General features: G+C 48.7%; 22 protein-coding genes. 12 read left to right on the top strand and 10 right to left on the bottom strand.

From position 1 onward, the window contains the following. Position 1 precedes the first annotated feature (1 nt). The 5 genes from P2H89_RS32130 to P2H89_RS32110 all read left to right on the top strand — a co-directional run bounded on the left by P2H89_RS32130 (position 2) and on the right by P2H89_RS32110 (position 4,699). A complete protein-coding gene (locus tag P2H89_RS32130) occupies positions 2 to 1,402 on the top strand; it encodes a radical SAM protein (RefSeq protein ID WP_275835023.1) in 1,401 nt (466 codons plus the stop codon). Positions 1,403 to 1,550: 148 nt separating this feature from the next. Further along, the gene (locus tag P2H89_RS32125; protein ID WP_275835021.1) at positions 1,551 to 3,146 is read left to right on the top strand and encodes a DUF4153 domain-containing protein; all 1,596 of its coding nucleotides are present in this window, start codon (positions 1,551 to 1,553) and stop codon (positions 3,144 to 3,146) included. A 12-nt stretch (positions 3,147 to 3,158) separates the two neighbouring features. Further along, positions 3,159 to 3,599, top strand: coding sequence for a hypothetical protein (locus P2H89_RS32120; protein ID WP_275835010.1), 441 nt, complete (start codon positions 3,159 to 3,161; stop codon positions 3,597 to 3,599). 7 nt (positions 3,600 to 3,606) lie between these two features. Continuing rightward, the gene (locus P2H89_RS32115; protein WP_275835009.1) at positions 3,607 to 3,978 is read left to right on the top strand and encodes a diacylglycerol kinase family protein; all 372 of its coding nucleotides are present in this window, start codon (positions 3,607 to 3,609) and stop codon (positions 3,976 to 3,978) included. 34 nt (positions 3,979 to 4,012) lie between these two features. Continuing rightward, positions 4,013 to 4,699 carry a DUF1361 domain-containing protein gene (locus P2H89_RS32110; RefSeq protein ID WP_275835007.1) on the top strand — a complete coding sequence of 229 codons (687 nt, stop codon included), beginning with the start codon at positions 4,013 to 4,015 and terminating at the stop codon, positions 4,697 to 4,699. A gap of 355 nt (positions 4,700 to 5,054) precedes the next feature. Here the strand turns inward: P2H89_RS32110 and P2H89_RS32105 are convergent, their stop codons facing one another. After that, entirely contained in the window at positions 5,055 to 8,621 is a 3,567-nt protein-coding gene (locus P2H89_RS32105; protein ID WP_275835005.1) for a hypothetical protein, read from the bottom strand. Between the two features lie 83 nt (positions 8,622 to 8,704). Between P2H89_RS32105 and P2H89_RS32100 the strand changes: the two genes are divergently transcribed. Then, complete coding sequence (locus tag P2H89_RS32100) at positions 8,705 to 9,346, top strand: MBL fold metallo-hydrolase (protein ID WP_275835003.1); 642 nt, start codon at positions 8,705 to 8,707, stop codon at positions 9,344 to 9,346. Positions 9,347 to 9,753: 407 nt separating this feature from the next. Here the strand turns inward: P2H89_RS32100 and P2H89_RS32095 are convergent, their stop codons facing one another. Further along, on the bottom strand, positions 9,754 to 11,274 hold the full coding sequence (locus P2H89_RS32095) for a polysaccharide biosynthesis C-terminal domain-containing protein (protein WP_275835001.1): 1,521 nt from the start codon (positions 11,272 to 11,274) through the stop codon (positions 9,754 to 9,756). Positions 11,275 to 11,458: 184 nt separating this feature from the next. Between P2H89_RS32095 and P2H89_RS32090 the strand changes: the two genes are divergently transcribed. Beyond that, on the top strand, positions 11,459 to 12,118 hold the full coding sequence (locus tag P2H89_RS32090) for a hypothetical protein (protein WP_275834999.1): 660 nt from the start codon (positions 11,459 to 11,461) through the stop codon (positions 12,116 to 12,118). A gap of 216 nt (positions 12,119 to 12,334) precedes the next feature. On the opposite strand, the gene P2H89_RS32085 is transcribed toward P2H89_RS32090, so the two are convergent. Next, positions 12,335 to 12,940 carry a MarR family transcriptional regulator gene (locus P2H89_RS32085; RefSeq protein ID WP_275834997.1) on the bottom strand — a complete coding sequence of 202 codons (606 nt, stop codon included), beginning with the start codon at positions 12,938 to 12,940 and terminating at the stop codon, positions 12,335 to 12,337. 34 nt (positions 12,941 to 12,974) lie between these two features. Next, a complete protein-coding gene (locus P2H89_RS32080) occupies positions 12,975 to 13,562 on the bottom strand; it encodes a protoglobin domain-containing protein (RefSeq protein WP_275834995.1) in 588 nt (195 codons plus the stop codon). Between the two features lie 219 nt (positions 13,563 to 13,781). On the opposite strand from P2H89_RS32080, the gene P2H89_RS32075 reads away from it, so the two are divergent. Then, a complete protein-coding gene (locus P2H89_RS32075; protein WP_275834993.1) occupies positions 13,782 to 15,008 on the top strand; it encodes a sorbosone dehydrogenase family protein in 1,227 nt (408 codons plus the stop codon). 76 nt (positions 15,009 to 15,084) lie between these two features. Here the strand turns inward: P2H89_RS32075 and P2H89_RS32070 are convergent, their stop codons facing one another. The 3 genes from P2H89_RS32070 to P2H89_RS32060 all read right to left on the bottom strand — a co-directional run bounded on the left by P2H89_RS32070 (position 15,085) and on the right by P2H89_RS32060 (position 17,524). After that, positions 15,085 to 15,816: a ribonuclease III domain-containing protein gene (locus P2H89_RS32070; RefSeq protein ID WP_275834991.1), complete on the bottom strand. Its 732-nt coding sequence runs from the start codon at positions 15,814 to 15,816 to the stop codon at positions 15,085 to 15,087. Between the two features lie 120 nt (positions 15,817 to 15,936). Then, on the bottom strand, positions 15,937 to 17,184 hold the full coding sequence (fabF, locus tag P2H89_RS32065) for a beta-ketoacyl-ACP synthase II (protein ID WP_275834989.1): 1,248 nt from the start codon (positions 17,182 to 17,184) through the stop codon (positions 15,937 to 15,939). Positions 17,185 to 17,287: 103 nt separating this feature from the next. After that, entirely contained in the window at positions 17,288 to 17,524 is a 237-nt protein-coding gene (locus tag P2H89_RS32060; RefSeq protein WP_038103191.1) for an acyl carrier protein, read from the bottom strand. A gap of 343 nt (positions 17,525 to 17,867) precedes the next feature. Here P2H89_RS32060 and P2H89_RS32055 point away from each other — a divergent pair, with 343 nt between their 5' ends. Then, positions 17,868 to 18,296 (top strand): GNAT family N-acetyltransferase, encoded by a 429-nt coding sequence (locus P2H89_RS32055; RefSeq protein ID WP_275834982.1) that lies wholly within the window; start codon positions 17,868 to 17,870, stop codon positions 18,294 to 18,296. 8 nt (positions 18,297 to 18,304) lie between these two features. Here P2H89_RS32055 and rsmA read toward each other — a convergent pair whose 3' ends face one another. Beyond that, on the bottom strand, positions 18,305 to 19,060 hold the full coding sequence (gene rsmA / locus P2H89_RS32050; RefSeq protein ID WP_275834980.1) for a 16S rRNA (adenine(1518)-N(6)/adenine(1519)-N(6))-dimethyltransferase RsmA: 756 nt from the start codon (positions 19,058 to 19,060) through the stop codon (positions 18,305 to 18,307). Between the two features lie 78 nt (positions 19,061 to 19,138). On the opposite strand from rsmA, the gene pdxA reads away from it, so the two are divergent. Further along, entirely contained in the window at positions 19,139 to 20,239 is a 1,101-nt protein-coding gene (gene pdxA / locus P2H89_RS32045) for a 4-hydroxythreonine-4-phosphate dehydrogenase PdxA (protein WP_275834978.1), read from the top strand. 155 nt (positions 20,240 to 20,394) lie between these two features. On the opposite strand, the gene P2H89_RS32040 is transcribed toward pdxA, so the two are convergent. Together P2H89_RS32040 and P2H89_RS32035 are read right to left on the bottom strand one after the other, a co-directional pair. After that, complete coding sequence (locus tag P2H89_RS32040; RefSeq protein ID WP_275834976.1) at positions 20,395 to 21,099, bottom strand: hypothetical protein; 705 nt, start codon at positions 21,097 to 21,099, stop codon at positions 20,395 to 20,397. A 185-nt stretch (positions 21,100 to 21,284) separates the two neighbouring features. Next, on the bottom strand, positions 21,285 to 22,214 hold the full coding sequence (locus tag P2H89_RS32035) for a TIM barrel protein (protein WP_275834974.1): 930 nt from the start codon (positions 22,212 to 22,214) through the stop codon (positions 21,285 to 21,287). Positions 22,215 to 22,363: 149 nt separating this feature from the next. Between P2H89_RS32035 and P2H89_RS32030 the strand changes: the two genes are divergently transcribed. Further along, a complete protein-coding gene (locus tag P2H89_RS32030; protein ID WP_275834972.1) occupies positions 22,364 to 23,320 on the top strand; it encodes an SUMF1/EgtB/PvdO family nonheme iron enzyme in 957 nt (318 codons plus the stop codon). A 25-nt stretch (positions 23,321 to 23,345) separates the two neighbouring features. After that, entirely contained in the window at positions 23,346 to 24,680 is a 1,335-nt protein-coding gene (locus P2H89_RS32025; RefSeq protein WP_275834970.1) for a Gfo/Idh/MocA family oxidoreductase, read from the top strand. Position 24,681 lies beyond the last annotated feature (1 nt).

Below are 24,681 nucleotides of genomic sequence, written 5' to 3'. Positions count from 1 at the left end.
CATGAAAATAAAAATGATCCTCCCGGCATTGACCGAAGCCAAAAGCCCCTATTGGCGTCCGATCAAATATTCCCTCTTTCCTCCTTTGGGGCTGGCCACATTGGCGGCGTGGTGCTCGCCGGATGATGAGGTATGCTTGCAGGACGAGCATGTAGAAACGCTTGATCTCTCCGATAATCCGGATCTTGTTATTATACAGGTCTATATAACCAATGCCTTTAGAGCATACAAAATAGCAGCACATTACCGTGCCAAAGGGAGCTATGTTTGTCTTGGAGGCCTTCATGTAAGTTCATTGCCCGATGAGGCGAAACCTTTTGCAGATAGTTTATTCATTGGGCCCGGAGAAGATACCTTCCCCCGATTCCTGAATGACTACCGCTCAGGAAATCCTAAGCCAATCTATGTCAATAACACGAGGAATATTGAAAGCATTCCTCCTATCCGACGCGATCTCATCAAAAGAAATTTATACCTGGTACCCAATTCAATTGTCGTATCGAGAGGATGCCCGCATCATTGCGATTTTTGCTATAAAGATGCCTTTTTTGAAGGGGGTAAGTCCTTTTATACCCAACGTGTAGATGCAGCCCTTGCTGAAATTGACCGGCTTCCCGGCCGACACCTTTATTTTCTGGATGATCACCTTCTTGGCAACCAGAAATTTGCTGCGGCATTATTCGCGGGTATGGAAGGAATGGATCGTGTTTTTCAAGGCGCATCTACGATAGATGCAATCCTTCGGGGCGACCTTATTGAAAAGGCGGCCAGGGCAGGACTTCGCAGCGTATTTATCGGCTTTGAAACGCTAAGTGAGGGCAACCTGCAGCAAAGCAACAAGAAACAGAACCTGGGGAAAAATTATCAGGAAGCAATACGCCGGCTGCACGACCTCGGGATCATGATAAATGGCAGTTTTGTATTCGGCCTGGATGAGGATAGGCAGGATGTATTCAAGCGGACAGTCGATTGGGCAGTATCAAACGGCCTTACAACTTCCACTTTTCATATACTAACGCCTTATCCAGGCACAAGGCTTTATAAAGACATGGAGCAAGCCGGACGTATCCTCCATCATAACTGGGATTTATATGACACCCGGCAGGTGGTATATAAAACAGGCGGACTATCTGCCGATGAATTGAAAGCTGGTTATGATTGGGCATATAAATCTTTCTATTCCTGGAAAAACGTTGCGAAAGCGAGTGTGCAACATGATAACCTGCACCATATGATCAAACATTTTGCTTATGCGGGTGGCTGGAAAAAGTTTGAGCCGCTTTGGAATTTTATTATCAAAACCAAGGGACTGAATCAGATGCTTCCTTTACTGGAAAGTATTTTGTCGAAAGTGAACAATGGAAAAGGTCAGCCAATCAAACCGTTTCCTGCAATTGCCTGATGAAGTATGATTGTACTCCAGCGTAAATTCATCGGCCTATGTTTTTAATGGAACCAACTAAATAACCAATAGCATCAAAAGTTCAACACACTGCCGGCTGGTCGTTTAACCAGCGGACAGGCCAACTTATGTCTTAAAATCAACCGTTATGCGTAACAAGATTTCACAAAGCTTATTAGTTATTGCCGGGGGCGTGCTGTTCAGCCTCGTATTCTGGCAGGAAAAACTCGGCATCAACACCGTGCTGTTCGATGCATTCATCTTAACAGCCATATTCTACTTATACGCCCGCGCCAGGCAAAATGCTGTGGTGAGGTGGCTGCTGGTCGGTCACCTTATCTGCCTGGCCATGATCGTGGTGCACAACACCGTATTGAGTAAGATCGCCTTTGCCACCACCTTATTGCTGATCGTGGGGTTTGCAGAATATGTGCACCGGTCAGCCTGGTTTGCCGGCGGTTCGGTTATCCTCAACATTATCTTCTGCATTGCCTCTTTTGGAGAACACTTCAAACCAGCACGTGCCAGTGGAAAAAAGAGAAAGCGACTGTCGAAGGTGATCCGCTTCGCCATCTTTCCGCTGATACTCCTGGTTGTGTTCTTTTTCATCTACTTCTCGTCCAACAGCGTATTCCAGGCCATCGCCAATAGCATCGACATTTATTTGGGCAAATTCTTTCATGCCTTGTTCGATGTGTTCTCGCCTCAACGGTTGCTCTTCCTGTTGTTCGGTGTATATGTAACGGGTTGTTTATTGATGCGTAGCAAGATCGATTTCTTTGTGAACCGCGAAAAGAACAGGAACGACGAATTGCAGCGTACGCGCACCAGCTGGCGGCAAAGGTTGGCCCGCCCTTCTTTCCAGATCATCGAGGCGGTGATGGGGCGATTTGCCAAAGGCACGCTGGCGTTGAAAAATGAGAATACCACCGGTATCATCAGTTTGTTCCTGCTCAATGCGCTGTTGCTGGTCATCAACCTGATCGATATCAGCTACCTCTGGTTCGATTTCGATTATATGGGCGAAGTGTTTCTCTATAAGATGGTGCATGACGGCACCGAATTGCTGATCGTATCTATTGTATTGGCGATGTTGGTCGTACTCTTTTTCTTCAAAGGCAATCTCAACTTCTACAAACGCAACAAATGGCTCCGCTATGGCGCCTATGCCTGGATCGCCCAAAACTGTATCCTGGTAGTATCGGTATTGCTGCGCGATTATTATTACATCGCCCGGTATGGGCTGGCTTACAAAAGGATCGGGGTATTGTTTTTCCTGTTGATGGTGCTGGTAGGCCTTACTACCGTATTCATCAAGATCTGGAAACAACGCACCGCCTACTTCTTATTTCGGGTAAATGCCTGGGCAGGCATCCTGTTGCTGGTATTGGCTTCTACCGTTCATTGGGACGAGTTGATCGCCAGCTATAATATTAAACACAAAGACCGGGTGCCGCTCGATGCACAGTTCCTGCTAACTTTATCCGACAAAACATTACCGCTGCTGCAGGCCAATATGGAAGCCTTTAAGCAGCGGCAGACAACCGTTCAGGAGAATTTGTCGGATGTAAGTGGCACCAGCTGGAAAAATGGCGTGCCTTATCCTTGCGATACCTGTTTTGCCGCAACGATCGCTGTGCGCACCAATGCCTATCTCGAGAAACAGGAGCATCTTAGCTGGCTCTCGTGGAACTATGCCGATGCGGTAACTACAAGGTCCCTTCGCAAACATCCAATACACTAAAATGCCGCTGCTATGGAAGTCGTAAAAATCAGTGTGAAGATTTGGATGAATACCATATTCTTTAATGCTCTTTTTTTCGGAATAATGGGAGCCGTATATGGGGAAATTTACTGGCTGTTTTCTGTACCCTTTATTTACATAGGTGGAGTTGTGGCAGGTTTGCCTTTTCTGGTATTGACCATCCTGCTGGTAAAGGCAGCGAGCTTGTTCCCCTATTCGGCAAGTGGCAAAGTTTGCTGGATAGCCGTGATCGAGTCCCTGTTCATAGCCTTATTTTACATGTCGGTAAATTATGTCGTCGGCAACAGGTTTTCGCTGAACAACAACCTGGCGCAATCCCTTACTGGAACAACAATTGCTGCATGTTGGCTGTCACTGTATATATGTCGAAAGTCATTTGCGGATCATACTGAAATGTCGGCCCCGGCCAACTTGCCAACTGACACTAAATAATCTGATTATGAAACCAGCACCATTCTCAACTAAAGAACGCGTCAGAAGTTTCCGATTTGCAGGCCAGGGCATCCTGTCTTTTTTGCGCAACGATCATAATGCCTGGATCCACCTGGGGTCTACCGTTGCCGTTATCGTATTGGCAGGCTACACCGGCGTCACCAAGGTCGAACTGCTTGCCCTGGTATTTGTGATCGGCCTGGTGTGGCTGGCAGAAATGTTCAATACCTGTATCGAGCGCATTATGGATTTCATCTCCACGGAGCGTAAGCCGGAGATAAAGTTCATCAAGGACGTGGCGGCCGGTGCCGTACTGGTAGCTGCCATTGCCGCATTCATCACCGGGTGCATTGTATTCATTCCAAAATTCATCCATTAACAATTATCAGATCGTTCTCTAAAAGAAGATAAACATGAAAAATATTATCAAACCCATCTGGCAGTACCGTCAGCTCTTTTTACGCAGCGAAGTAGACAAGATTCTTTCCTTGTCGATGACCTTTGGTGTATCACTGGTGGCAGCACGCATCATCTATACCGGCGAACGGGATTTCCTCTTTATGATCTGGAATCTCTTTCTGGCCTATATACCCTATTTTATTTCCAGCTGGCTTACACGTACCCCCAGCTGGGCAGCTTATGGGAAGAAGTTTGCGCTGGTATTCATCGGCTGGATACTGATTATACCCAACAGTTTTTATATCCTTACCGACCTGTTTCACCTCGGCGGGCATCCCGGTGCACCACTGTGGTTCGATCTGGCCCTGATCGTTTCCTTTGCCTGGAACGGTTTGCTGCTCGGTATCCTGTCGGTACGGCATATGGAGAAGATCGTTGAGTTGTACATTCCTGGTAAAACGGTATGGCTGTTTTTGTATCCGGTTATGTTGCTCAATGCATTTGGTGTGTACATCGGCCGCTACCTCCGCTTCAACAGCTGGGATGTGCTCACCAACCCATTTGGCCTGCTGGCAGATATCGCCCAACTCATCTGGCACCCGGTACAATACCGCGAAGCCTGGGCCATGGTAATATGCTTTACCGTACTGATGCTACTTGTTTACACCACACTCAAAAAGATAAGCAGGATGATCTGGTAATTGGAGGCAGCCAAACCTGCCGGACAAAGAAACCGGCAGGCGCTGCGCTACTACACGCACCAGGTTCATAGGCCTGTGCTGCACCTCTGAATTTGCCCGTTATACCCTTCCAAATATGACGGTTGGTTTAAGTTGGACAACGGCGTCGCATTCCTGCGACGCCTCTTTTTTTGCGCCATGGAGACTGGGAAACCTGAGCATCGGGGCAACATCATTTCACCATGCTGCCGCTGCTTCTCGGAAAGAATATGGCTTGGTAAAGAACAGACCCTGGTAAAAAGTAAACTTGCTATAAAAGAAACAGGGCCGACCCCATAAGGTCAGCCCCGTTCAATATCATCTGTATCGGATACTATTAGAAATCTACGCCCATCGCAAAATGCAGGATCGGCTTGCCACGGAAGATGCCACTCATTTCCCAGCCGGCATCCAGCCGCAGGAAATACCCTAGCAACGTACTGCGTACACCAAAACCATAGCCACCAGCCAATGGACCAATACCACCAGCCTTAATACGTACCGTGGCCGTAGGGTCGGGCAGCGGATCACCAGTCACCGGGTCACGTTGAGGGAACAACTGTTGAGGACGTTCAAACTTATTCAGTCCACCGCTGAACAGGTCACCATCCCAGGCATTGCCCAGATCGAAGAACTGAATCACCTGGAAGTTGCGGATGAATGCATTATTGATCGGCCGGTTGATCAGCGTGCTGAAGATCGGGAAGCGGAACTCACTGTTGATGACGACAGAGTTGTTACCATTCGTAAGGTTTTGATTAAACCCACGCATGTTTACCGCCAGTGATTGATAGGAGTAATCATTAGCCGGGTCGGGATTGGGCTGTGAATTATACTTGGGGAACATCCAGCCATCGGCGCCACCGAGGTAGTAAATGATCTTCTCATTACCCCAGGAAAAATCTCCTGCTACACGCGCAGCCCAGATGAAGTTGCGGTAGATGGGCAGGTAGTACCGGCCATCGAAGCCCAGGTTGAACATCATACGACCCGGTTTTACCTGGCTTTGCGTAGGTTTATTCAACAACGCGTTGAGGTCGATATAGGCCTTGTAACGAACACCGTTCCAGATGTTCATGGCCTTTTGAATGGCATTGTCATGTATATATTCAAAGCGGTTCACCCACCAGGTTTGCTTGTTCAGGTCGGGTGTTTTCAGCGCAATGGTATCTACACCAGAACCGGTGAGCTCTGCACGCACCACCACACGGTCCAGGCGAACGCCCGATGAAAAGCGCAAACTGCGTACTTTATCGAAAGGAAGCTTCACTACACCCTGGTAGAGGTTGCTATAAGATTTTCCCTCGCGGTATTCATTCACGGTACCACCCTGGAACAATACACCACCGATCTCCGTTTTGCGGTAATACAATAAAGAGAAGTCTAATTTCTTCTTGAGGTAATCTACGCGGGCAAACCACTCACCGCCGCCATCAAACAACGACTGACTAACCGGTGTAAAGATCGCCGTGCCGCCGGTTCCAACACTTACCCCGCCACCGCCGCCGCCGATCAGCGGTAAACGGATAGCACCGGTAAACCGGATGTCTTCGAAAAGATCAAATACGGATGCCTTCAGCATACCGTTAAAGGCCCCGCCGCTTTGCAGCATCACAGGCAGCGAACCGGTATAGGGTTGATATTTGGTGATCAACACGTCGTTATTGAAACCGCCGGAGAAGTTATCCATAGAGAACTTCAACCGGTAAGGGAATAGCTTGGCTTTCTTGAGCACCGATTCCTTTTCTTCTGTTACTGCCTCCTGGAACGGATCGATCACCGTAACGGGCTGCTTATTGGCTGCCGCCGCTGCTGCCGCCGAATCTGTTTTCTCCGGTTCAAAGCCCGTTTCAAAGGCATCATTCTTTTTCCTCACGGTAGTATCGCCGGGAATGATCGTTTGTATATCGCGCCCGCCGGATAGCTTCGCACTCGTGATGGTTTTGCGACGGTAATCGGTTGGTTTGGGATTTACATTGCGCCGCCTGAGCGCGTTTTCATCCACCTTTAAGCGATACACCAGTTTCAATGCACCTTCCTGGCGCACCTCACTCACCTGTCCGTTATCTCCTGCAGCTTTGGTCTCTACCAGGCCGCTTTGGTAGTTCGTAATAGGAAATACATACGAGGAGTCGTTGGTAACAGAGAACGCAAACACGGAGTCGGGCGCCGATTTGCCCCAGGTCTTCAACGTGGAATCGAGTTCCAGGTCGCTCGGGTTGCGCAATATTTCATCGCCCACGATATACACACTATCCAAACCTGCACGGCGGGTGGTGAAGAAACCGGCAAAACGGTTGTTAATACCTGTTTCATCGCTGACGAAAGTAAAGTGAGAGGTATTGTATTGCACCGGATAACGGGCATTGCCATACTTCATCTTGCTCAGCTGCGTGATCTGCCTGAAATCGCTCTTGTTATAAATATCGGTCAGGAAGATATTGTAACGGGTAGTGGCCACACCGGTGTCTTTGCCGATCGTAGTGGCATCGGGCCGGTTGGACGAGAAAATGATACCGGTCTTGTTGGGAAAGGCAACGAACGACGCATCCAGGTCGGCATAACCATCATTGGTAACCTGCTCATAGGTATCTTCCCCGATCTTGTAAATGAAGATATCCGGCTGGCCCTTCCGTACGGCACTCAACAGGAGCGTATTGGAATTGAGCATGAAGCTGGCACTCTGGATCTGCTCAAAATGGGTGAGCTCCATCTTAACCGGCTTGTAATGCTTGACTAGATCGTACACGAATAATTTGATCTTGCCTTTCTCCCAGTAGATACAGCCAAGGCGCGTGCCCTTGCCATCCCAGAACAGTAATGGATAAGCAGGGTTTACTTCATTGTCGAGCGAGCGAACGCCGTTCTTCAGCAACACCCGGCGATCAACGAAGTTTTCATACAATACCACCTGGTTCTGCCCCTTAACGTATTCCACCACGGCATAGGTCATGCTGCGGGGAGCCGGGTTGGGGGTAAAGCGGATATAATCGCGGTTGGCAGTTACATCTTCCGTAAGGATCACATTCCCCTTAGGCGCATTGCGGCGACCGGTAATGTCTTTGTAATACTTTTCCGACATCTGCTCCATGAAATCGCGCAGTACATCCCTGAATTTCTTTTTGCAGATACGCTGGGAGGCGCTGTTGAGGTTGCGGTATACACGGGAGAGGTATAGGAAGTAAGTAACGTTTTCTTTTTTGTATTTGTCGGCGATATAGTACCAGAAAGCATGGCCGGCCAGCAGGGGCTTCTCGAAGGCAAACTGGTAAAAGTTGCGATATTCAGCTCCCATCAGAGCCGATTTCAACTGATCGTCGAGGGTGGTATTCCAGTCTTCTGCCACATAATCCACATAGCCGTCTACCAGCCATTTGGGCAGGTCGAGCAGGGCCTGGTTGGCCGCAAACTCACCAAGATCATCACCAAACAGGATATTGTCAACCAAAATGCGGGCAATACCCTGGCGCACCTGGCGGCGAAGGTCGGCATGATCGCCGTTGAAGAAAACGATCATTTTGTTGTTCACCAGCTTGGTAATGCCGCCGGTTGTTTGCCAGTCGAGGTTGAGGCCGATATTGGATTGCTCCAGCTCGTTGAAATTGTTGTAGATGACAATATTGGCGCGGCGCTGCAGGCCATATTCTACAAACTGCTCGATGCCGGGCAGTTCCTCTTCGGCCATTTGCAATACGTAGTTGGCGATCGTTTGACCGTTCTCGTAGAAATAGGTATTAAAATTGGTGGATTGATAATATTGCCATTTGAATTTGCGATACTGGACCCGGTTCTTGCCAAACTCTACCGTGTTCACCTGGGCACTCACATCCATGTGCAAAAGCAGTACGGAAACTAAAAAACCAAGTAATACTTTTGTGGATGGCTTGATCTGTTGAAATTGCATAGCCTGTCATTAATGTTTTAAAGTTAAAACAAACCCTGTTACCGGGTGAAAAAAAATCAATTGGCTAAAATACGATACCGTTTATGCTGACGATCCAAAAATTTACCTTCAGTCCGATCCAGGAGAACACCTATGTGGTCTATAATGAGCAAGGCGATTGCTGCATTATCGACCCGGGTTGCTATTTCGGCAATGAACGCATCGAATTGAAGGAGTTCATAGAAGAAAACAGCCTTACCCCAAAGTTTTTATTGAATACCCATTGCCACCTCGATCATGTTTTTGGTAATAAGTTTGTCCACGATACCTGGGGATTAACCTTACACCTGCACGAAAAAGAAAAAGTGGTATTGGATTTCGCTCCTACGTCCGGACTGAAATGGGGGTTGCCTTTTGATAATTACAAAGGCGACCTGATCTATTTACGGGAAGGTGAGGCCATTCGGTTGGGTAACGATCAACTCAATATCATTTTTACCCCGGGCCATTCACCAGGCCATGTCAGCTTCTATTGTCCCGAACAGCAATTTATCCTGAGCGGTGATGTATTATTCCAGCGCAGCATCGGTCGTACCGACCTGCCAGGAGGCAATTTCGAAACACTCGCAAAAACGATCCGCGAACAGCTGTACATCCTACCCAACGAAACCACCGTCTATTCGGGCCATGGCCCCGAAACCACCATCGGCGACGAAAAAATACACAATCCCTTTGTAAAGGCTTGATTAAGATGTTTTTAATGTCGACAGCCGGGCGGCTTTGGTTGCCCGGCTGCTTGTATTGTAAGCTGGTAGTAACCAATAAAAAGCCTTGTACATATATTTTAGTTCGATATATGACGAAAACTACAGAGCACCTACAGAGCATCTACAGAGCACTTACAGAGGACCTACAGAGCCCCTCCTTCGGTTTGCTTTCGGAGATGCTCCTGAGATGGTTCATAGATAGTAGCCTGACATAGGCCTGGGCAAGCACTGAGGGTCTACCATTAGGCCACCTTCGCCATGTGGGTTTCTGTAGGATATCCAGTGTGTTTGTAGTGGAGTTGATGGGTATGATCGCGGATATAGTGCCTGCTCCGGGAAGGAAGCAGCCAGGAGAAGCGGTAAACGGTAGGGGTAACGCCCCGACGCTAGAAGAATTTGCCTACAAAGGGTAATTTCTGCATTTCCTTTCGCTCCACTTTTACGATCAGCAGGGTAAAGAGGCCTATCAGTACGGCCGAGCTGCCATAGTAAAGAACATAAGAAGTCGTTGACCACTTTTTAGGAAGGAAGGAAGCTATGAGGAACTCATGAATAATATAGATCAGCGTTACGATCACCAGGTAAGTGATCAGTTTCTTTTTGGCATAAGGAATAGGGTAGTGCTTCTGACCCTGCATGTAGCTGACCACCATCATAAACAGGTAACAGCAGAAAGTGGCCCAGGCAGCGCCGAAATAATGCCATTTGGGGATGAATAGCATATTCAGGACGATCGTGACGACGGCGCCGGCGATGGTAACATAGGCCGCCATCATATTCTTATTGGTGAGTTTGTACCAGATCGATAAGTTGTAGTAAACACCCAGGAAAACGCTGGCCATGGTAAGCACCGGCACAATGCGGATCCCCTCAGCATATGATTTATGCGTTGAAGCGATCAGTAACTTCCAGAATTCGAGGTTGAGGGAGATGATCAGGAACATGAAGCAACAGGCGATCACGAACAATTTGGTAACCCGGGCATACATCTTCTGAGCCCCCTCACTCTTCGACTGGTTAAAGAAAAAAGGTTCGGCCGCCATCCGGAAGATCTGGATGAATATGGTGATCAGCACGGCCAGCTTGTAGTTGGCGCCAAATATACCTAACTCATATTCGGCCTGGCCCGCATAGGTTTCCACGATCACCTTCCGGTAGATGACCCGGCTCATCATTTCGTTGATCATGCCGCCGAAGCCCACGATGATCAATGGATAAGAATAATGCATAATATCCCGCCACAGTTTCCCGTCGAACTGGAACTTGAAAGAGGCAAACTCCTTATAGAGCAGTAGCAGGGCCAGTCCGTTGCCGATGAGGTTGGCAATGATAAAATACCCTACGCCTATACGGGGATTGTATAAGATCGCTACAAACGAGTTCTCCCCCGCTTCACGCGCCGGGCGTGCCACATAGTAGAAAAATAACACCACGAGGATATTGACAACCACCGCAAAAACGTTGATGAAAGCATATTTGCGCGGCCGCTCTTCGAGCCTTAATTTGGCCATTGGGATCGTGTACAGGGTATCGAAGAACACGATCCAGATCATCCAGGTCACGAACTCGGGGTATTTTTCCATTTCAATGAACTGCGTTAGCGGTCCCTTGAATGCAAAGAGTAGCACGGTGAAAGCAAGGGTTGAGACCCAGATGGATATGTTAAGGGTATTAAATATTTTCTGTTTATCGTGGGTTTGCGCGAAACGAAAGAAGCTGGTTTCAAGTCCATAGGTAAAGAGCACCATCAAAAATGGGATGACGGCATAGATCTGAGTGAAAGGGTAAGAATCAGTAGGACCAAACAACCGGAAGGTCAGCAGGCTGACGCCGAAATTGAGAAACCGGCTCACGATGCGGGGTACGCCATACCAGAGAGTTTGACCAGCTAATTTTTTTATGCTCAACTACAAGGATTTTGAATGCCAAATTTAAGGGTTCATGTCGCAAAGTGATCGTTAATCCTGCGCCGGAACCGCCTTTTAAGCAGGAACAGTAATATTTTACACCCTGCCGCGACCAATGTTTAGTATAAACGCCGGGTTTCTGCGTTTATGTTTTTATGGCTAATCTTATACCAAATAAAGCACAATGAATAGAACTTTACCCCTGCTGATCCTGCTACTGTCTACTGCACTCAGCACACGTATCAATGCCCAGGCTGTCGTAGCCACTGAATCGAAAGTTGAACATACCAAAGGCGATAAAATTGCCGCTGTGATAGAACTGCCTTATCCGGTGGAGGAAGTGGAAGCTGCTATCGAAGAACATTTTTCCAAAAAGGGCGGCAAAAGCGACAAAAGCAAAGGGTACCAGATCTACCGCAACATGAAGATCAGCGACGAAGAAGTAGAACTGAATGACCTGCACTTCAAAGTAGAGCGCAAGAGCCGTAAGGAAAAAGATATTACCCTCGTGTACCTGCTCGTGGGCCGCCCCAGCGAAAATGTAGGCGCCCGTTCTTCGGTCGACCGCCACAAGATCAATGAAGCAAAAGCTTTCCTCAACCAGCTTACCCCTTCGGTAGAAGCGCGCCACCTCGATGTACAGATCGTGGGTCAGGAAGAGGTGATGAAGAAGACCACCAAACGCAACCTGCAACTCATCGACGAGCAAAAAGAGCTGGAAGAAAAGATCAAGGCCCTGCAATTGAAGCTTGATCAAAACAAAATAGAGCAGCAAAAACAATCAGAAGAGCTCACCCGCCAGCAGGGAATACTCGATGCCATGAAGTCGCGCAAGAAGGCCTAGGTCGCAGGCTGGACGATGTGTCCGGTGCAGACTGCCCGTGATGCCACGAAGGCATTCAGGATAAGCTGGTCGCAGGCTGTTTGATGAGGCCGGTGCAGGCTGGCCGAAATGCCTGGCTGTGTCGCCTGCAGGCATGCAACAAAAGTTAAGTGGCAGACCGGTTGGTGAGTTTGAATCTATGCGCATGCTGATGCATGCCGACTAGCAACGACAAATCTAAGCCGGCGTCTTGAACTCCGGGCATTCCAGCCGCAGGTCGGTAGCCCGCAGCGTTTGATTGACCAGGTTACAATAGTGCGTGTTGCGCTGGTCGCCGGCGTAATAATGGCAATTGAAGCACATGCGTTGCGTGGAAATAATATTGGCCTGGTTCAGGCGATAGATCAGCTCCAGAATGGTAAAAGTGAGCTGATCTTTTTGTTCCGGGGATAGTGCCGCCACGGCTTCTTCGAGCGGTGCGGTCACCCCGGCAGTGGCCAGGGCCAGGGCTATGCCTGCCTCGGTGAGAGAAAGTATATAGCTGCGTGAATCCTCCGGATCGACCACTTTTTGCACCAGCCCTTTTTGCTCGAGGGCTTTGAGGCTATCAGATACCGTTGCCTTGGTGACGTTGAATTCCCTTGCCATAAAGGCGCCTTTGCGATGGGCCGGGTTGGGATGAAAATGGATAAAGTGGAGTAATTGCAGCTGGGTAGCGCTGAGCCCGTGGTCCTGGGCTTGCGATTGAAATAATACACGAAATACTTCGGCCAGTTTGCCCAGCGAAGCAATGATCTTACTGTTCTGATTCACCAATTGTAATGCAGGATCGAACGATGACATAAGCGATAAGGTATATCCGGGAACATCAACAGCCCTAGAATTCTCCGGCACGGATATAAGGATACGTCAACAATACCGCTGATAAAACGACTGCTTTGAACCAGGCCTGTTGCATGCCTTCCACTTGTTCGGGACTATGTCCTTTGCTGGCCAGCAGCGGTTTGATCGTGGTAGTAATAGGATATATGAAAGCGGTAATATAGCGATAATGGACAATAGGTGCGGCCTCTATTTCATCGGTCTTGTTCTTTTTGATCCGGTGATGCCGCAATCCGATCTCGTACTGATAGTTCAACCACTCCTGGTCGAGCGGACGGAAGCAAAGATCTTTGATCCATTGGATAAAGCGCTTCCGGACGGATGTAAGATATTCCAGATTTGCCAGATTATTCTTACTAAAATAATGCAGCAGGTGCGGATGGCTCCCGATCAGCTCATACCAGCTATTGATCACCGCATCGGCCTGGTCGGTCAGTACCTCACCCGCCATGCGTAAATACTCCTCATCGGCCTCTGTAAATAACACAGTGGCTTTCAGCAGTTCCAGGTCCTGCACCGTTACGGGTGATGTGCCCGCTTTCCCGAACGTATACCCTTTGATGGGGGCTTCCAACTTGTCCATAGTTCCTGTTTGAGTGTGGTGTGATGAGGAATCCTTACGGTGCCTGATAAAATACAAGCAAATCCCCTCCGGCAAATGCCGGTTGTAAGGAATACTTACGAAAGCAGATTATCAAGGGATTAGCCAATGCCCGATTATTTTATTAAATACGCATTAAAAAACTGCTGGCTTCAGAATTGCAACGGTTTTTGCATTGATTTATCAGCTAAAACCTGCCATATGAACAGCTTTGCCCGGTTATTTCCCAGGTTAACTTTCCCCTCTTTCAGAAAATCTATCACCCCGGTACCTGCCTGCCTGCGCAAGTGTTACTGGTTGCTACCTGCATTGGTGTTGGCCGCCTGCTCCTCCGACAAGCCGAAGGTGCCGGGCACACCAGCAGAAGCGGATTCACTGTATTCCAAATACCAGCTGGATAAGATCAAATTACCGCCCGGCTTTAAACTATCGGTCTATGCAGTAGTGCCCAACGCACGCAGTATGTGCTGGGGTAGCCAGGGTACACTCTTCGTGGGTAATAAAGACGATAATAGTGTATATGCTGTGGTAGATACCGATCGGAACGGCCGTGCCGATACCGTGTACACCGTTGCGAAAAACCTCACGATGCCCAACGGCGTTGCCTTTCGCGAAGGCAGCCTGTATGTGGCAGAAATGAGCCGCATCATCCGCTTCGACAACATCGAAAGTCAGCTGGCCAACCCGCCGTCGCCGGCGGTGGTGTATGATAAATATCCCGATAAATCGCACCACGGATGGAAATTCATCGCCTTTGGCCCCGACGGTAAGTTATACGTGCCCGTTGGTGCCCCCTGCAATGTATGCGAGGAAAAAGATCCTGTGTTTGCCTCTATTACCCGCCTCAATCCCGATGGCAGTGGCCTGGAAATTTTCGCCAAAGGGATACGCAATACCGTGGGCTTCGCCTGGCATCCGGATACGAAGGAGCTTTGGTTTACCGATAATGGGCGCGACAATATGGGCGACGATATTCCCGAAGACGAGCTCAACCATGCACCCAACAAGGATATGCATTTCGGCTTTCCCTATTGTCACCAGGGCACCGACCTCGACCCCGAATTTGGCAAAGGAAAGAACTGTGCCGATTATACGCCGCCGGTACAGAAGATGGGGCCTCACGTGGCGGCGCTGGGCATGCGTTTCTATACGGCCGGCATGTTCCCTGCCGAATACAGGAACAGGATCTTCATCGCTCAACACGGCAGCTGGAACCGAAAGATTCCTGCAGGCTACCGGGTGATGACGGTTACCCTCGACGGCAATAAGGCCGCGAAGTTTGAGGAGTTTGCCACGGGCTGGTTGCCGGGCACCAGTGAAAAAGACGTGATCGGCCGGCCGGTGGACGTAGAAGTGGCGGCAGACGGCGCTTTGCTTATCAGCGACGATAAACAGGGAGTGATCTACAGGGTTACTTACAGTAAATAAAACTGCTGAACTGCGGGAGAGCAGTGTTGCACTGAAGGATTGACGGTGGAGGTGGAGGACCGTGAGGGTGGAAATATTAATCCTCTTCCCCTTCTACTTTATTGAGGCCGAGTTTGTCGATGGCAATGGCGGCAGCGATCTGGCTGGCGTCTTTCTTATTATAGGCTTTGCCTTCTGCCAGCAGGGCGCCATCTACCACAGCACCGATGGTGAAGAGGCGGCGACCACCTTCAATGCGCTCATCGAGGGTTTCAAACTCCAGGTTTTTGCCATTCTTGTTGGCCCACCCATAGAGCTTGTTCTTGTGATTGATCTCGAGGGCTTCGAGGTCTTCCATATACAGGTGCGGAATGATGATGCATTCCAGTACCCACTTCTTGGTCTTCACAAATCCCTTGTCGAGATAGATGGCGCCAACCACGGCTTCGAGCGTGTTGCCGAAGATCTGGCTCATCTTTAGGGAATTGTCGAACTTATTGTAGAAGGTGATCTTTTTTAATCCCATCTTAATGGCAATCTCGTTGAGCTTGTTGCGGTTTACCATCTTGCTCCGCATTTCGGTGAGAAAGCCTTCTTCTTTATAGGGATATTTCTTGAAAAGGAAATCGGCTACGATGCCGCTGAGAATGGCATCACCGAGGTATTCGAGGCGTTCATTGTTTTCGTCTGCACTGTCACGTACAGAGCGGTGGGTCAGCGCGGCCTGGTATAAAGCGGTCTTGCCGGGTGCAAAACCCAGTACATTACGGAGATTCTTCTTGAAAGCAAGATTGCTTTCCTTGCCTATAAATCGGTCCAGGATTCCCACAATAGTTAAGCTACAATTTTTTCATTAAGCCAAAAAATCAATATAGGTAAGGGCTTACGGTTCGGTACTAAGATACCAAACAACGAACAAGGTTAGTGAAAAATTATGCAGCTTGCTTTTTTAGTACTTCTTTATGATCACACAGGCATTGTGACCGCCAAAGCCAAACGTATTACTCAAGGCAGCGCGCACAACTTTCTTCTGAGGTTTTTCAAAGGTAAAATTAAGACGAGGATCAAGCTCGGGATCGTCTGTGAAGTGGTTAATCGTAGGAGGTACCATATCATGCTGAACGGCCATGATACAGGCGATGGCTTCTACCACACCGGCTGCTCCGAGGCAGTGGCCGGTCATGGACTTGGTGGAGCTAATGTTAATGTTATAGGCATGTTCACCAAACACATCGACGATTGCCTTCACTTCGGCAATATCTCCCAATGGGGTAGAAGTACCGTGTGTGTTGATATAATCGATGTCTTCAGGTTTCATACCGGCGTCGTCAAGTGCCGAGAGCATCACATTTTTAGCGCCCAATCCTTCGGGGTGGGGGGCTGTAACGTGGTGGGCATCTGCAGTGGCGCCGCAACCGGCGATCTCACCATAGATCTTTGCTCCACGGGCAAGGGCATGTTCCAGTTCTTCCAGGATGATCGCTCCCGCCGCTTCTCCCATAATAAAACCATCACGGTCCTTGTCGTAAGGACGACTGGCAGTTTTGGGATCGTCGTTGCGCTCACTCATTGCTTTCATGGCATTGAATCCGCCTACACCAGCTTCGCTGATCACCGCTTCCGAACCACCGGCCATAATAATGTCGGCTTTCCCGAGGCGAATGAGGTTGAAGGCTTCCATGATCGCGTTGGTCGAGGAGGCACAGGCGCTCACAACCGCAAAGTTGGGGCCCCTGAAGCCATGCCGCATGGAAATATGACCAGCAGCAATGTCGAGGATCATCTTGGGAATGAAGAATGGATTGAAACGGGGTGTACCGTCTCCTTTGGCAAAGTTTATTACTTCTTCCTGGAAAGTTATAAGGCCGCCGATACCACTGGCAAAAACTACCCCGATACGATCGGGATTCATGGTCTCTTTGTTGATGCCTGAATCGGCTACAGCCTGATCGCTGGAGGCAAGTGCGATCTGTGTAAAACGGTCAAGCTTCCGGGCTTCTTTTTTATCGAGGTATTGTAAAGGATCGAACCCCTTTAACTCGCAGGCAAAACGGGTCTTGAACTTCGATGCATCAAATAAAGTAATATTATCCGCACCGGAAACACCATTAAGAAGACCGTTCCAATAGTCTTGTAAGTTATTTCCAATAGGAGTTAAAGCGCCAATACCTGTTACAACAACGCGTTTTAAGTGCATAGGATTCTTGTCCGGAAGTTTTTTTAAGTAACAAATCCGCCTTCGGGCGTACATAGCTATCGAAGGGCGGATTTAATTTATTACACCTGAACTAGTGTTCAGATTACTTTGCATGCTCTTCTAAGTAAGCAATAGCCTGACCAACAGTCGTGATGGTTTCAGCTTGCTCATCTGGAATTGAAATGTTGAATTCCTTTTCAAACTCCATGATCAGTTCTACGGTGTCCAGTGAATCGGCACCCAAATCATTGGTGAAAGAAGCCTCATTGGTAACCTCTGCTTCTTCGACACCTAACTTGTCAACTATGATCTTTTTTACTCTGGTTGCAATGTCTGACATTTTTGTAAAGTTTAGTTACGGCTGCAAAAATATAGATTTTGGCATAATGACAATAAATCACTGGTTTTTAATTGTGGCGCAGATATTTTTTAGTTTCAATGAATTGTAGTACTATCCGGCAGCAATTCCGGCAAATTCGATGCCCGCCTGTAATATATATTAAGCATGTTGATGCGATCACCAGCAGCCATCCCGGGGTATTCAGTCAAAACGGGTTGGCATAATTGACGCTTCACCGGCCCTCCGGAACCTTTTATCAGTTTAATTTTTAATATATGACACTTCCGGTTAAAGGGTAAATCACTATATTGCAGCAGGCGAAACACCACTCAAAAACGCGTGCATGGCTCTCAAAATCATTGATCACGGTACGAAAGAATACCAGCAAATGGTTCAATTGCGGAATGATATCCTACGCAAACCGCTTGGCCTTAGCTTTACCCCGGAAGAACTGGAAAAAGAGAAAGAAGAAATACTGATTGCAGCATTCGAAGAAGATAAAATGCTGGGCTGCTGCATGCTCATCACCCTCGACCCGGCTACCGTTCGGTTACGCCAGATGGCGGTATTGAACAACCTGCAGGGTAAAGGTATCGGCCGTGCCCTGATGCAGTTTGCCGAAAACATCGCCCGCGACCGCGGTTTCCGGAAAATGACCATGCATGCCCGTCAAACGGCCGTGGGTTTTTATGAAAAACTAGGCTACCGGGTAAGCGGCGATCAGTTTGAAGAAGTTTCCATTCCACATTATATAATGGAGAAGAGCCTGTAAGGGGGCCACTAGTAATTCATTCTGAAGGTCAGGGCGGCAAAGTCCTGCACCTTCAACTGCTCAGCCCGTTTATTAAAGATCTCATCCTGCAGCTCATCGGCCGAAAACAGGCCTTTAACAGCATTGCGTAAAGTCTTCCGGCGCTGGTTGAAGGCAGTTTTCACCAGGTTGAACAGGGCTTTTTCACTTTTCATGGGCACCGGCTCCGTCAGTGGCACCAGGCGGATGACCGCACTTTTCACCTTGGGCGGTGGATTGAATGCATCCTCATCCACTTCAAAAAGGTATTCTACGGTAAAAAAAGCTTGCACCAGTACGCTGGTAACGCCGTATACTTTTGACCCTTCCCGGGCGGCTACCCGCTGGGCTACCTCTTTCTGAAACATACCTGTCATGGATTCCACCTGGTTCTTCCAGTCAAGCATTTTGAATAATATCTGAGAGGAGATATTGTAGGGGAAGTTCCCCACTACCGTAAAGCGACCTTCGAACGGCGCATCGATATCGAGGATACTCTGGTGAATGATCTTGCCCTGCAGCACGGGATACTGCTGTTGCAACCAGTTTACCTTTTCATCATCCAGCTCCACACATTTGAAGTCGATCCCTTCCAGCCCTATCAGGTACTTGGTAAGCGCTCCGCCACCAGGCCCCACCTCCAGCAATTGCTGAAACGGTCGCTCCCGCAGTACCTCCACGATCCTGCGACTGATTTTCTCATCCTTCAAAAAATGCTGACCCAGCGATTTCTTTAGCGTGTACATGGGGCAAAGGTACGGTGGGGAATCGAGTTGCGCAGGCGGCATAATTATTCGTACTTTAGCCACCCAGAATAAAGAACTATGAATGCACCGCAACAAAAGCCGGTAATAGGCATCACGATTGGCGACCTGAATGGTATTGGTACCGAGTTGATCATTAAAACCTTCTCCGACCACCGTATCCTTGAACTGTGCACGCCCATTATATTCGCTTCCAATAAAGTGATCAACTTTTACCGGAAGGGTTTACCCGATCTCAATCTCAACTACCAAAGCATAAAAGAGCTGAACCGTATTACGCCCAAGCAGGTTAATATATTCAACTGCTGGGAAGAAGAGGTAGGCATTACACCCGGTCAGCTTTCCGAAACAGCCGGTAAATATGCGATCCGATCGCTCACTACAGCGGTGCAAGCCCTTAAAGAAGGAAAGATCCAGGGGTTGGTAACAGCGCCTATTCATAAAAAGAACACCCAATCGGCCGAGTTCAACTTCACCGGCCATACGCCTTATTTAAAGAGCGTGTACGGCGTACAGGACGTAGTGATGCTGATGGTAGCAGAGAATTTCCGGGTGGGCCTTGTTACGGAACACGTTCCGCTGCGCGAAGCTGCTCAGTTCATTACCCGCGAAAGGATCCTTTCCAAACTCAATATCCTTAATCAGTCCCTGATCAAGGACTTCGGCATCGATAAACCGAAGATCGCCGTACTAGGCCTCAATCCCCATGCCGGTGATGAAGGCCTTATTGGTAAGGAGGAAGAAGAGATCATCAAGCCAGCGATCAAAGAAGCCAAACGGAATATGCTGGTGATGGGACCTTATAGCGCCGATGCATTCTTTGCCCGTCAGCACTATACGAAATTCGATGCGGTACTGGCCATGTACCACGATCAGGGGCTTATCCCCTTCAAATCACTGGCGCTTGGCGAAGGTGTAAACTATACTGCCGGCCTGCCGGGTATCCGCACTTCTCCCGACCACGGTACCGCTTTCGACATTGCCGGTAAGAACAAGGCCGATCATTCATCCTTCCTCACCGCGATCTATGAGTGCATCGACATCATCAACCAGCGCAATGGTTATGCGGAATACCGTAAGAACCCGCTGAAGAAAATGACGTCCGTGATTCTGGCCAATGCGGTTGATGAGAAGATCGATATGGAAGAGACCGACGAATAAAAAATGATAAAATCATCATAGAAAAAGCCGGCAGTGATCGATCACTGCCGGCTTTTTTAGTTCGGTAGGTAGTTTTTCGCTTTGGTTGCTTCCACTTCGATCCACGTGCTTTTTTCAGCAATTGCGGTAACAGCCCTGGGCTAAAGGGGTAACGATTACTTGAAGAAACTATCTGCCAGGCCCTTATTGACCGCATAATTGGAATAGCTGATCTCCAGTTTGCCCTTTTGTTCCTTATCGGTATTATTGGCAGGCTTGGGTTTCTCTCCGGTGTCGTAATCGAAGGCGAGGCCCTTGGGTAGTTTGTAATCCTTCGTATTGAAACTGAATACGACCTTATCGGGCAGTCCCCAATTGGCATATTGGCTATAGGTCATTTCCATTTCATACGTGCCATTGCTGCGGGTGGTCATAACGGCCTTCCGCACCAGCGATTGCTTTTCGTCGATGTACAGGGTGGCTACCACGATATCGCTCTTTTCATCGGATGGCAGTAATTTGATGATGCTGACGGGTGTGTTGTCAACCGTGCTCTTGCCGGCGGCAACGGCGGCATAGTTCCCATTGGCGAACAGGCCTCCCAGGTTTATATTAGCGCCCCCTTTGGGCACGATGGCAATACCATCTGCTTTCTTGATCCTGAACTTATCGGGATTTTTATAATAGATCACCACTTTCGATTCGGGGATCTTCATGAACGAGACATCGGTCTTCATCACACCATCGGCCTGATAATCCTTTACAGTAGCCAGTTTGTCTTTTACTTTTTTGATGACGGCATCGGCTTCCTGTGCAAGGGCGGTCGTGATCGATAAGGTACAGGCGCTGGCCAATACCAGCATGCTTCGAAAAATATTCATTGCTAATGATTAACGGCTACAGCAACTGCTGAAGCCGGTACAAAAGTAAGGTGTGCAATTTTGCCGGCGCTGGTCATAGAAGACTTTAACGTTCCGGCAAATTGCACACCTTTAAAAATCGTTGCAGGCAGGTAAAGCAAGCAAAGTGATGAACGCCTGGCACTCAGGCCATTGGCGCCCGCGCTTTACAGAAAACTATCCGATTCGCGGTAGGCCTTGATCAGGGCAGTTTCTCCTTCTTTACCGGGCTTGGCATTACCATGCTCCATACCGAGGATGCCCTTAAATCCTTTGGCGTGAATATGTTTGAAGATATTCTTATAGTTCATTTCACCGGTAGTGGGTTCCTTGCGGCCGGGATTATCACCGATCTGCAGGTACCCGATCTCATCCCATGATTTATTCAGATTATTGATAATATCGCCTTCATTGCGTTGCATGTGGTACATGTCGAACAGGAATTTGCAACTGGGACTGCCTACCGCCTGGCAGATCATATAGGTTTGGTCGGAGTGGCGGAGGAACAGGTCGGGGTTATCGCTCAATGCTTCCAGTACCATTACCAGTCCATGTGGCTCGAGAATAGCGCTCGCCTTGCGTAATGCGTTGATGACGTTGGCAGTTTGGTATTCGAACGAAAGACTTCGTTCGTAATTGCCCGGTACTACCGTCATCCATTTGGCGCCACAACGTTTGGCCACTTCCACGGCTTCCTTACAGTCTTTGATCATGCGGTCTATGAACTCCTGTTTGCCGGTGGTAAGGGAAGTTTTCCAATGCCAGTTGTCGGATGTGATCACGAAAACACCCATACGCATACCCAACGATGCCAGCGTTTCGCCGATCTTCTTCTGCATTTCCGGTGTACGGCCCATCATACCATTGTCTTCGATAGACCGGAAGCCCATGCTATGGGCAAATTTTATTTGTTCAATGAAATCATTGCCAGCGTGGTTTCTGAACATGCCATCATGAAAGGCATAATCGAGATTAAATGTTTTTTCAGCATTCGTTAGGGTATCCTCCCTTTCATCCGACTTACCAAGTGCTACAGCAGCTGTTGCTAATGAGGCGCCGGTGAACAGGGAATTACGCATAAATTGTCTACGTTTCATGTTCTGAGTGTTTAGATAAATATAGGATCAAATGCGTGTAGCTGGGAAATAAATTTTTAATGCAATCGATTTCTCTACCTGACAAGTGTAGTGTGCAGGAGGGGCGTATAATTTATTTCCTTATCTTTCGAGCACTTAAAACTATTAGAGTGAAAAGACTGGCCCTATTTGTATTCGGCGCTACTGCAATGAGTGTAGCAACGGCACAACAAACAAACAACTTTGAACCCTACGAAACTACCATACCTGGTTCAAGCGTGTCATTTAAAATGCTTCCAGTACCTGAAGGTCAGTTCCTGATGGGAAGTCCTGCCAAGGAACTATTGAGGAAGCCGGATGAAGGACCGCAAAAGAATGTTAAAATTTCTGCATGCTGGTTTGGGCGCTATGAAGTGACATATGATGAGTTCCTGCTTTTCTTCAACGACGAAAGCGCGAGCAGGAATTCGGAGGTGGATGGTGTTACCAGGCCCACCCCGCAATACATCGACCTCAGCTGGGGTATGGGTAAGCAGGGAGGTTTTCCTGTAAATAGTATGTCCCAGCGTACTGCGCTCATGTATTGCCGCTGGTTATACAAGAAAACCGGCGTCTTTTACAGGTTGCCTACAGAAGCCGAATGGGAATATGCCTCCAGGGCCGGCAGTAACACGGCTTACTATTTCGGTAATGACGCAAAGCTGCTGAAGGATTATGGATGGTTTGCCGGCAACAGTAAAAATAAATACCAGAAGGTGGGTCAAAAGAAACCGAACGCCTGGGGATTGTATGATATGTTGGGTAATGTGGCCGAGTGGACAGTCGACCAGTATGATGAAAAATTCCTGGCCAACCTGGCGGATGGCACCGTTGATCCATCCGTGAATGGAGAAGACCTGTATCCTAAATCCGTTCGCGGCGGTGGATACCTCGATAAACCGGAGATGCTGCGTGTGGCAGCCCGCGGTAAATCGGACCCTACCTGGAATAAGCGGGACCCGCAGATCCCCAAAAGCAAATGGTGGCTTACAGATGGCATGCAGGTGGGCTTCCGCCTCGTAAGGCCGCTGAAAGCGCCCAGCGCCGAAGAAGCAGAAGCTTTTTATAAAAAATACCTTGGTAATTAGATTGCTCCATTATAAACTTACAACCATGCACAAAGATGCACCCAACCAATCTTCCCGCCGTGATTTTGTGAAACAAACTTCACTGATTGCCGGTGGCCTGATCGCAGCACCCCTATTTTCCAAAGCCAATTATTTCTCCGGCGCTGACGATGTCATCAAAGTAGCCCTGGTGGGTTGCGGTGGCCGCGGCACAGGCGCTGCTATGCAGGCCCTGCTCACCAAGCAAAATGTAAAGCTGGTAGCGATGGCCGATGCATTCGGCGACCGTCTTGAAAAATGTTACAAGTCTTTGACTGCCGATTCAAAATCGGGCGATAAAACGGTGAAGGATCGTGTAGACGTTCCCGCTGAAAGAAGGTTTGTGGGTTTTGATGGCTACCTGAAAGCTATTCCACTGGCCGACGTGGTGATCCTAGCCACCCCTCCGGGTTTCAGGCCCATTCATTTTGAAGAAGCCATTAAGCAAAATAAGCACGTGTTCATGGAGAAGCCGGTTGCCACCGACCCTGCAGGCGTGCAAAAAGTGCTGGCAGCAGCCGAGCAGGCGAAAGCCAAAAAGCTGAACGTTGTAGTGGGCCTTCAGCGCCACTACCAAAACAGCTACCGCGAACTGTTCAAAAAGAAAAAACTCATAGGTGATATCACCTCGGCACAGGCCTGGTGGAACAATGATGGAGTATGGGTAAACAAACGTCAACCTGGCCAAACCGAAATGGAATACCAGATGCGTAACTGGTACTATTTCGTATGGCTTTGCGGTGACCATATTGCCGAGCAGCACATTCACAACATCGATGTCATCAACTGGTTCAAAGGTGGCTATCCTGTAAAAGCACAGGGTATGGGCGGCCGTCAGGTGCGTAAAGGAAAAGACAATGGTGAGATATTCGACCACCACTACGTTGAATTCCAGTATGCCGATGGCTCTATCCTCAACAGCCAGTGCCGTCACATTCCCGGCACCATGAGCAAGGTTGATGAATTGCTCGTCGGCACGAAGGGTATCATCAGAACCGGTGATGCCAATATCATATCCCACAAAGGCAAGGTGTTGTTCCAGTATGACAGAACGAAGGAGAACAATCCTTACCAAACAGAGCACGACGAACTGTTTGAAGCCATTGCGCAGGGGCAATACAAATTTGCCGACGCTGAGAACGGCGCCAAAAGCTCAATGACCTCTATCCTCGGCCGTATGGCGACGTATACCGGACAGGTCGTTGACTGGGATAAAGCGATCAATTCCAACCTCAACCTGCAACCCAAGCAATACGACTTCGCGGCCGCGCCGCCGGTATTACCCGATGCAGATGGCTGGTACCCTGTAGCGATTCCCGGAGTAACCAAATACGGTTTTTAAC

It is taken from the genome of Paraflavitalea sp. CAU 1676 (assembly GCF_029223285.1).
Taxonomy (GTDB): Bacteria; Bacteroidota; Bacteroidia; order Chitinophagales; family Chitinophagaceae; genus Paraflavitalea.
The sequence above is the reverse complement of the archived record's forward strand: the minus strand, read 5'-3'. Positions and strand labels throughout refer to the sequence as shown.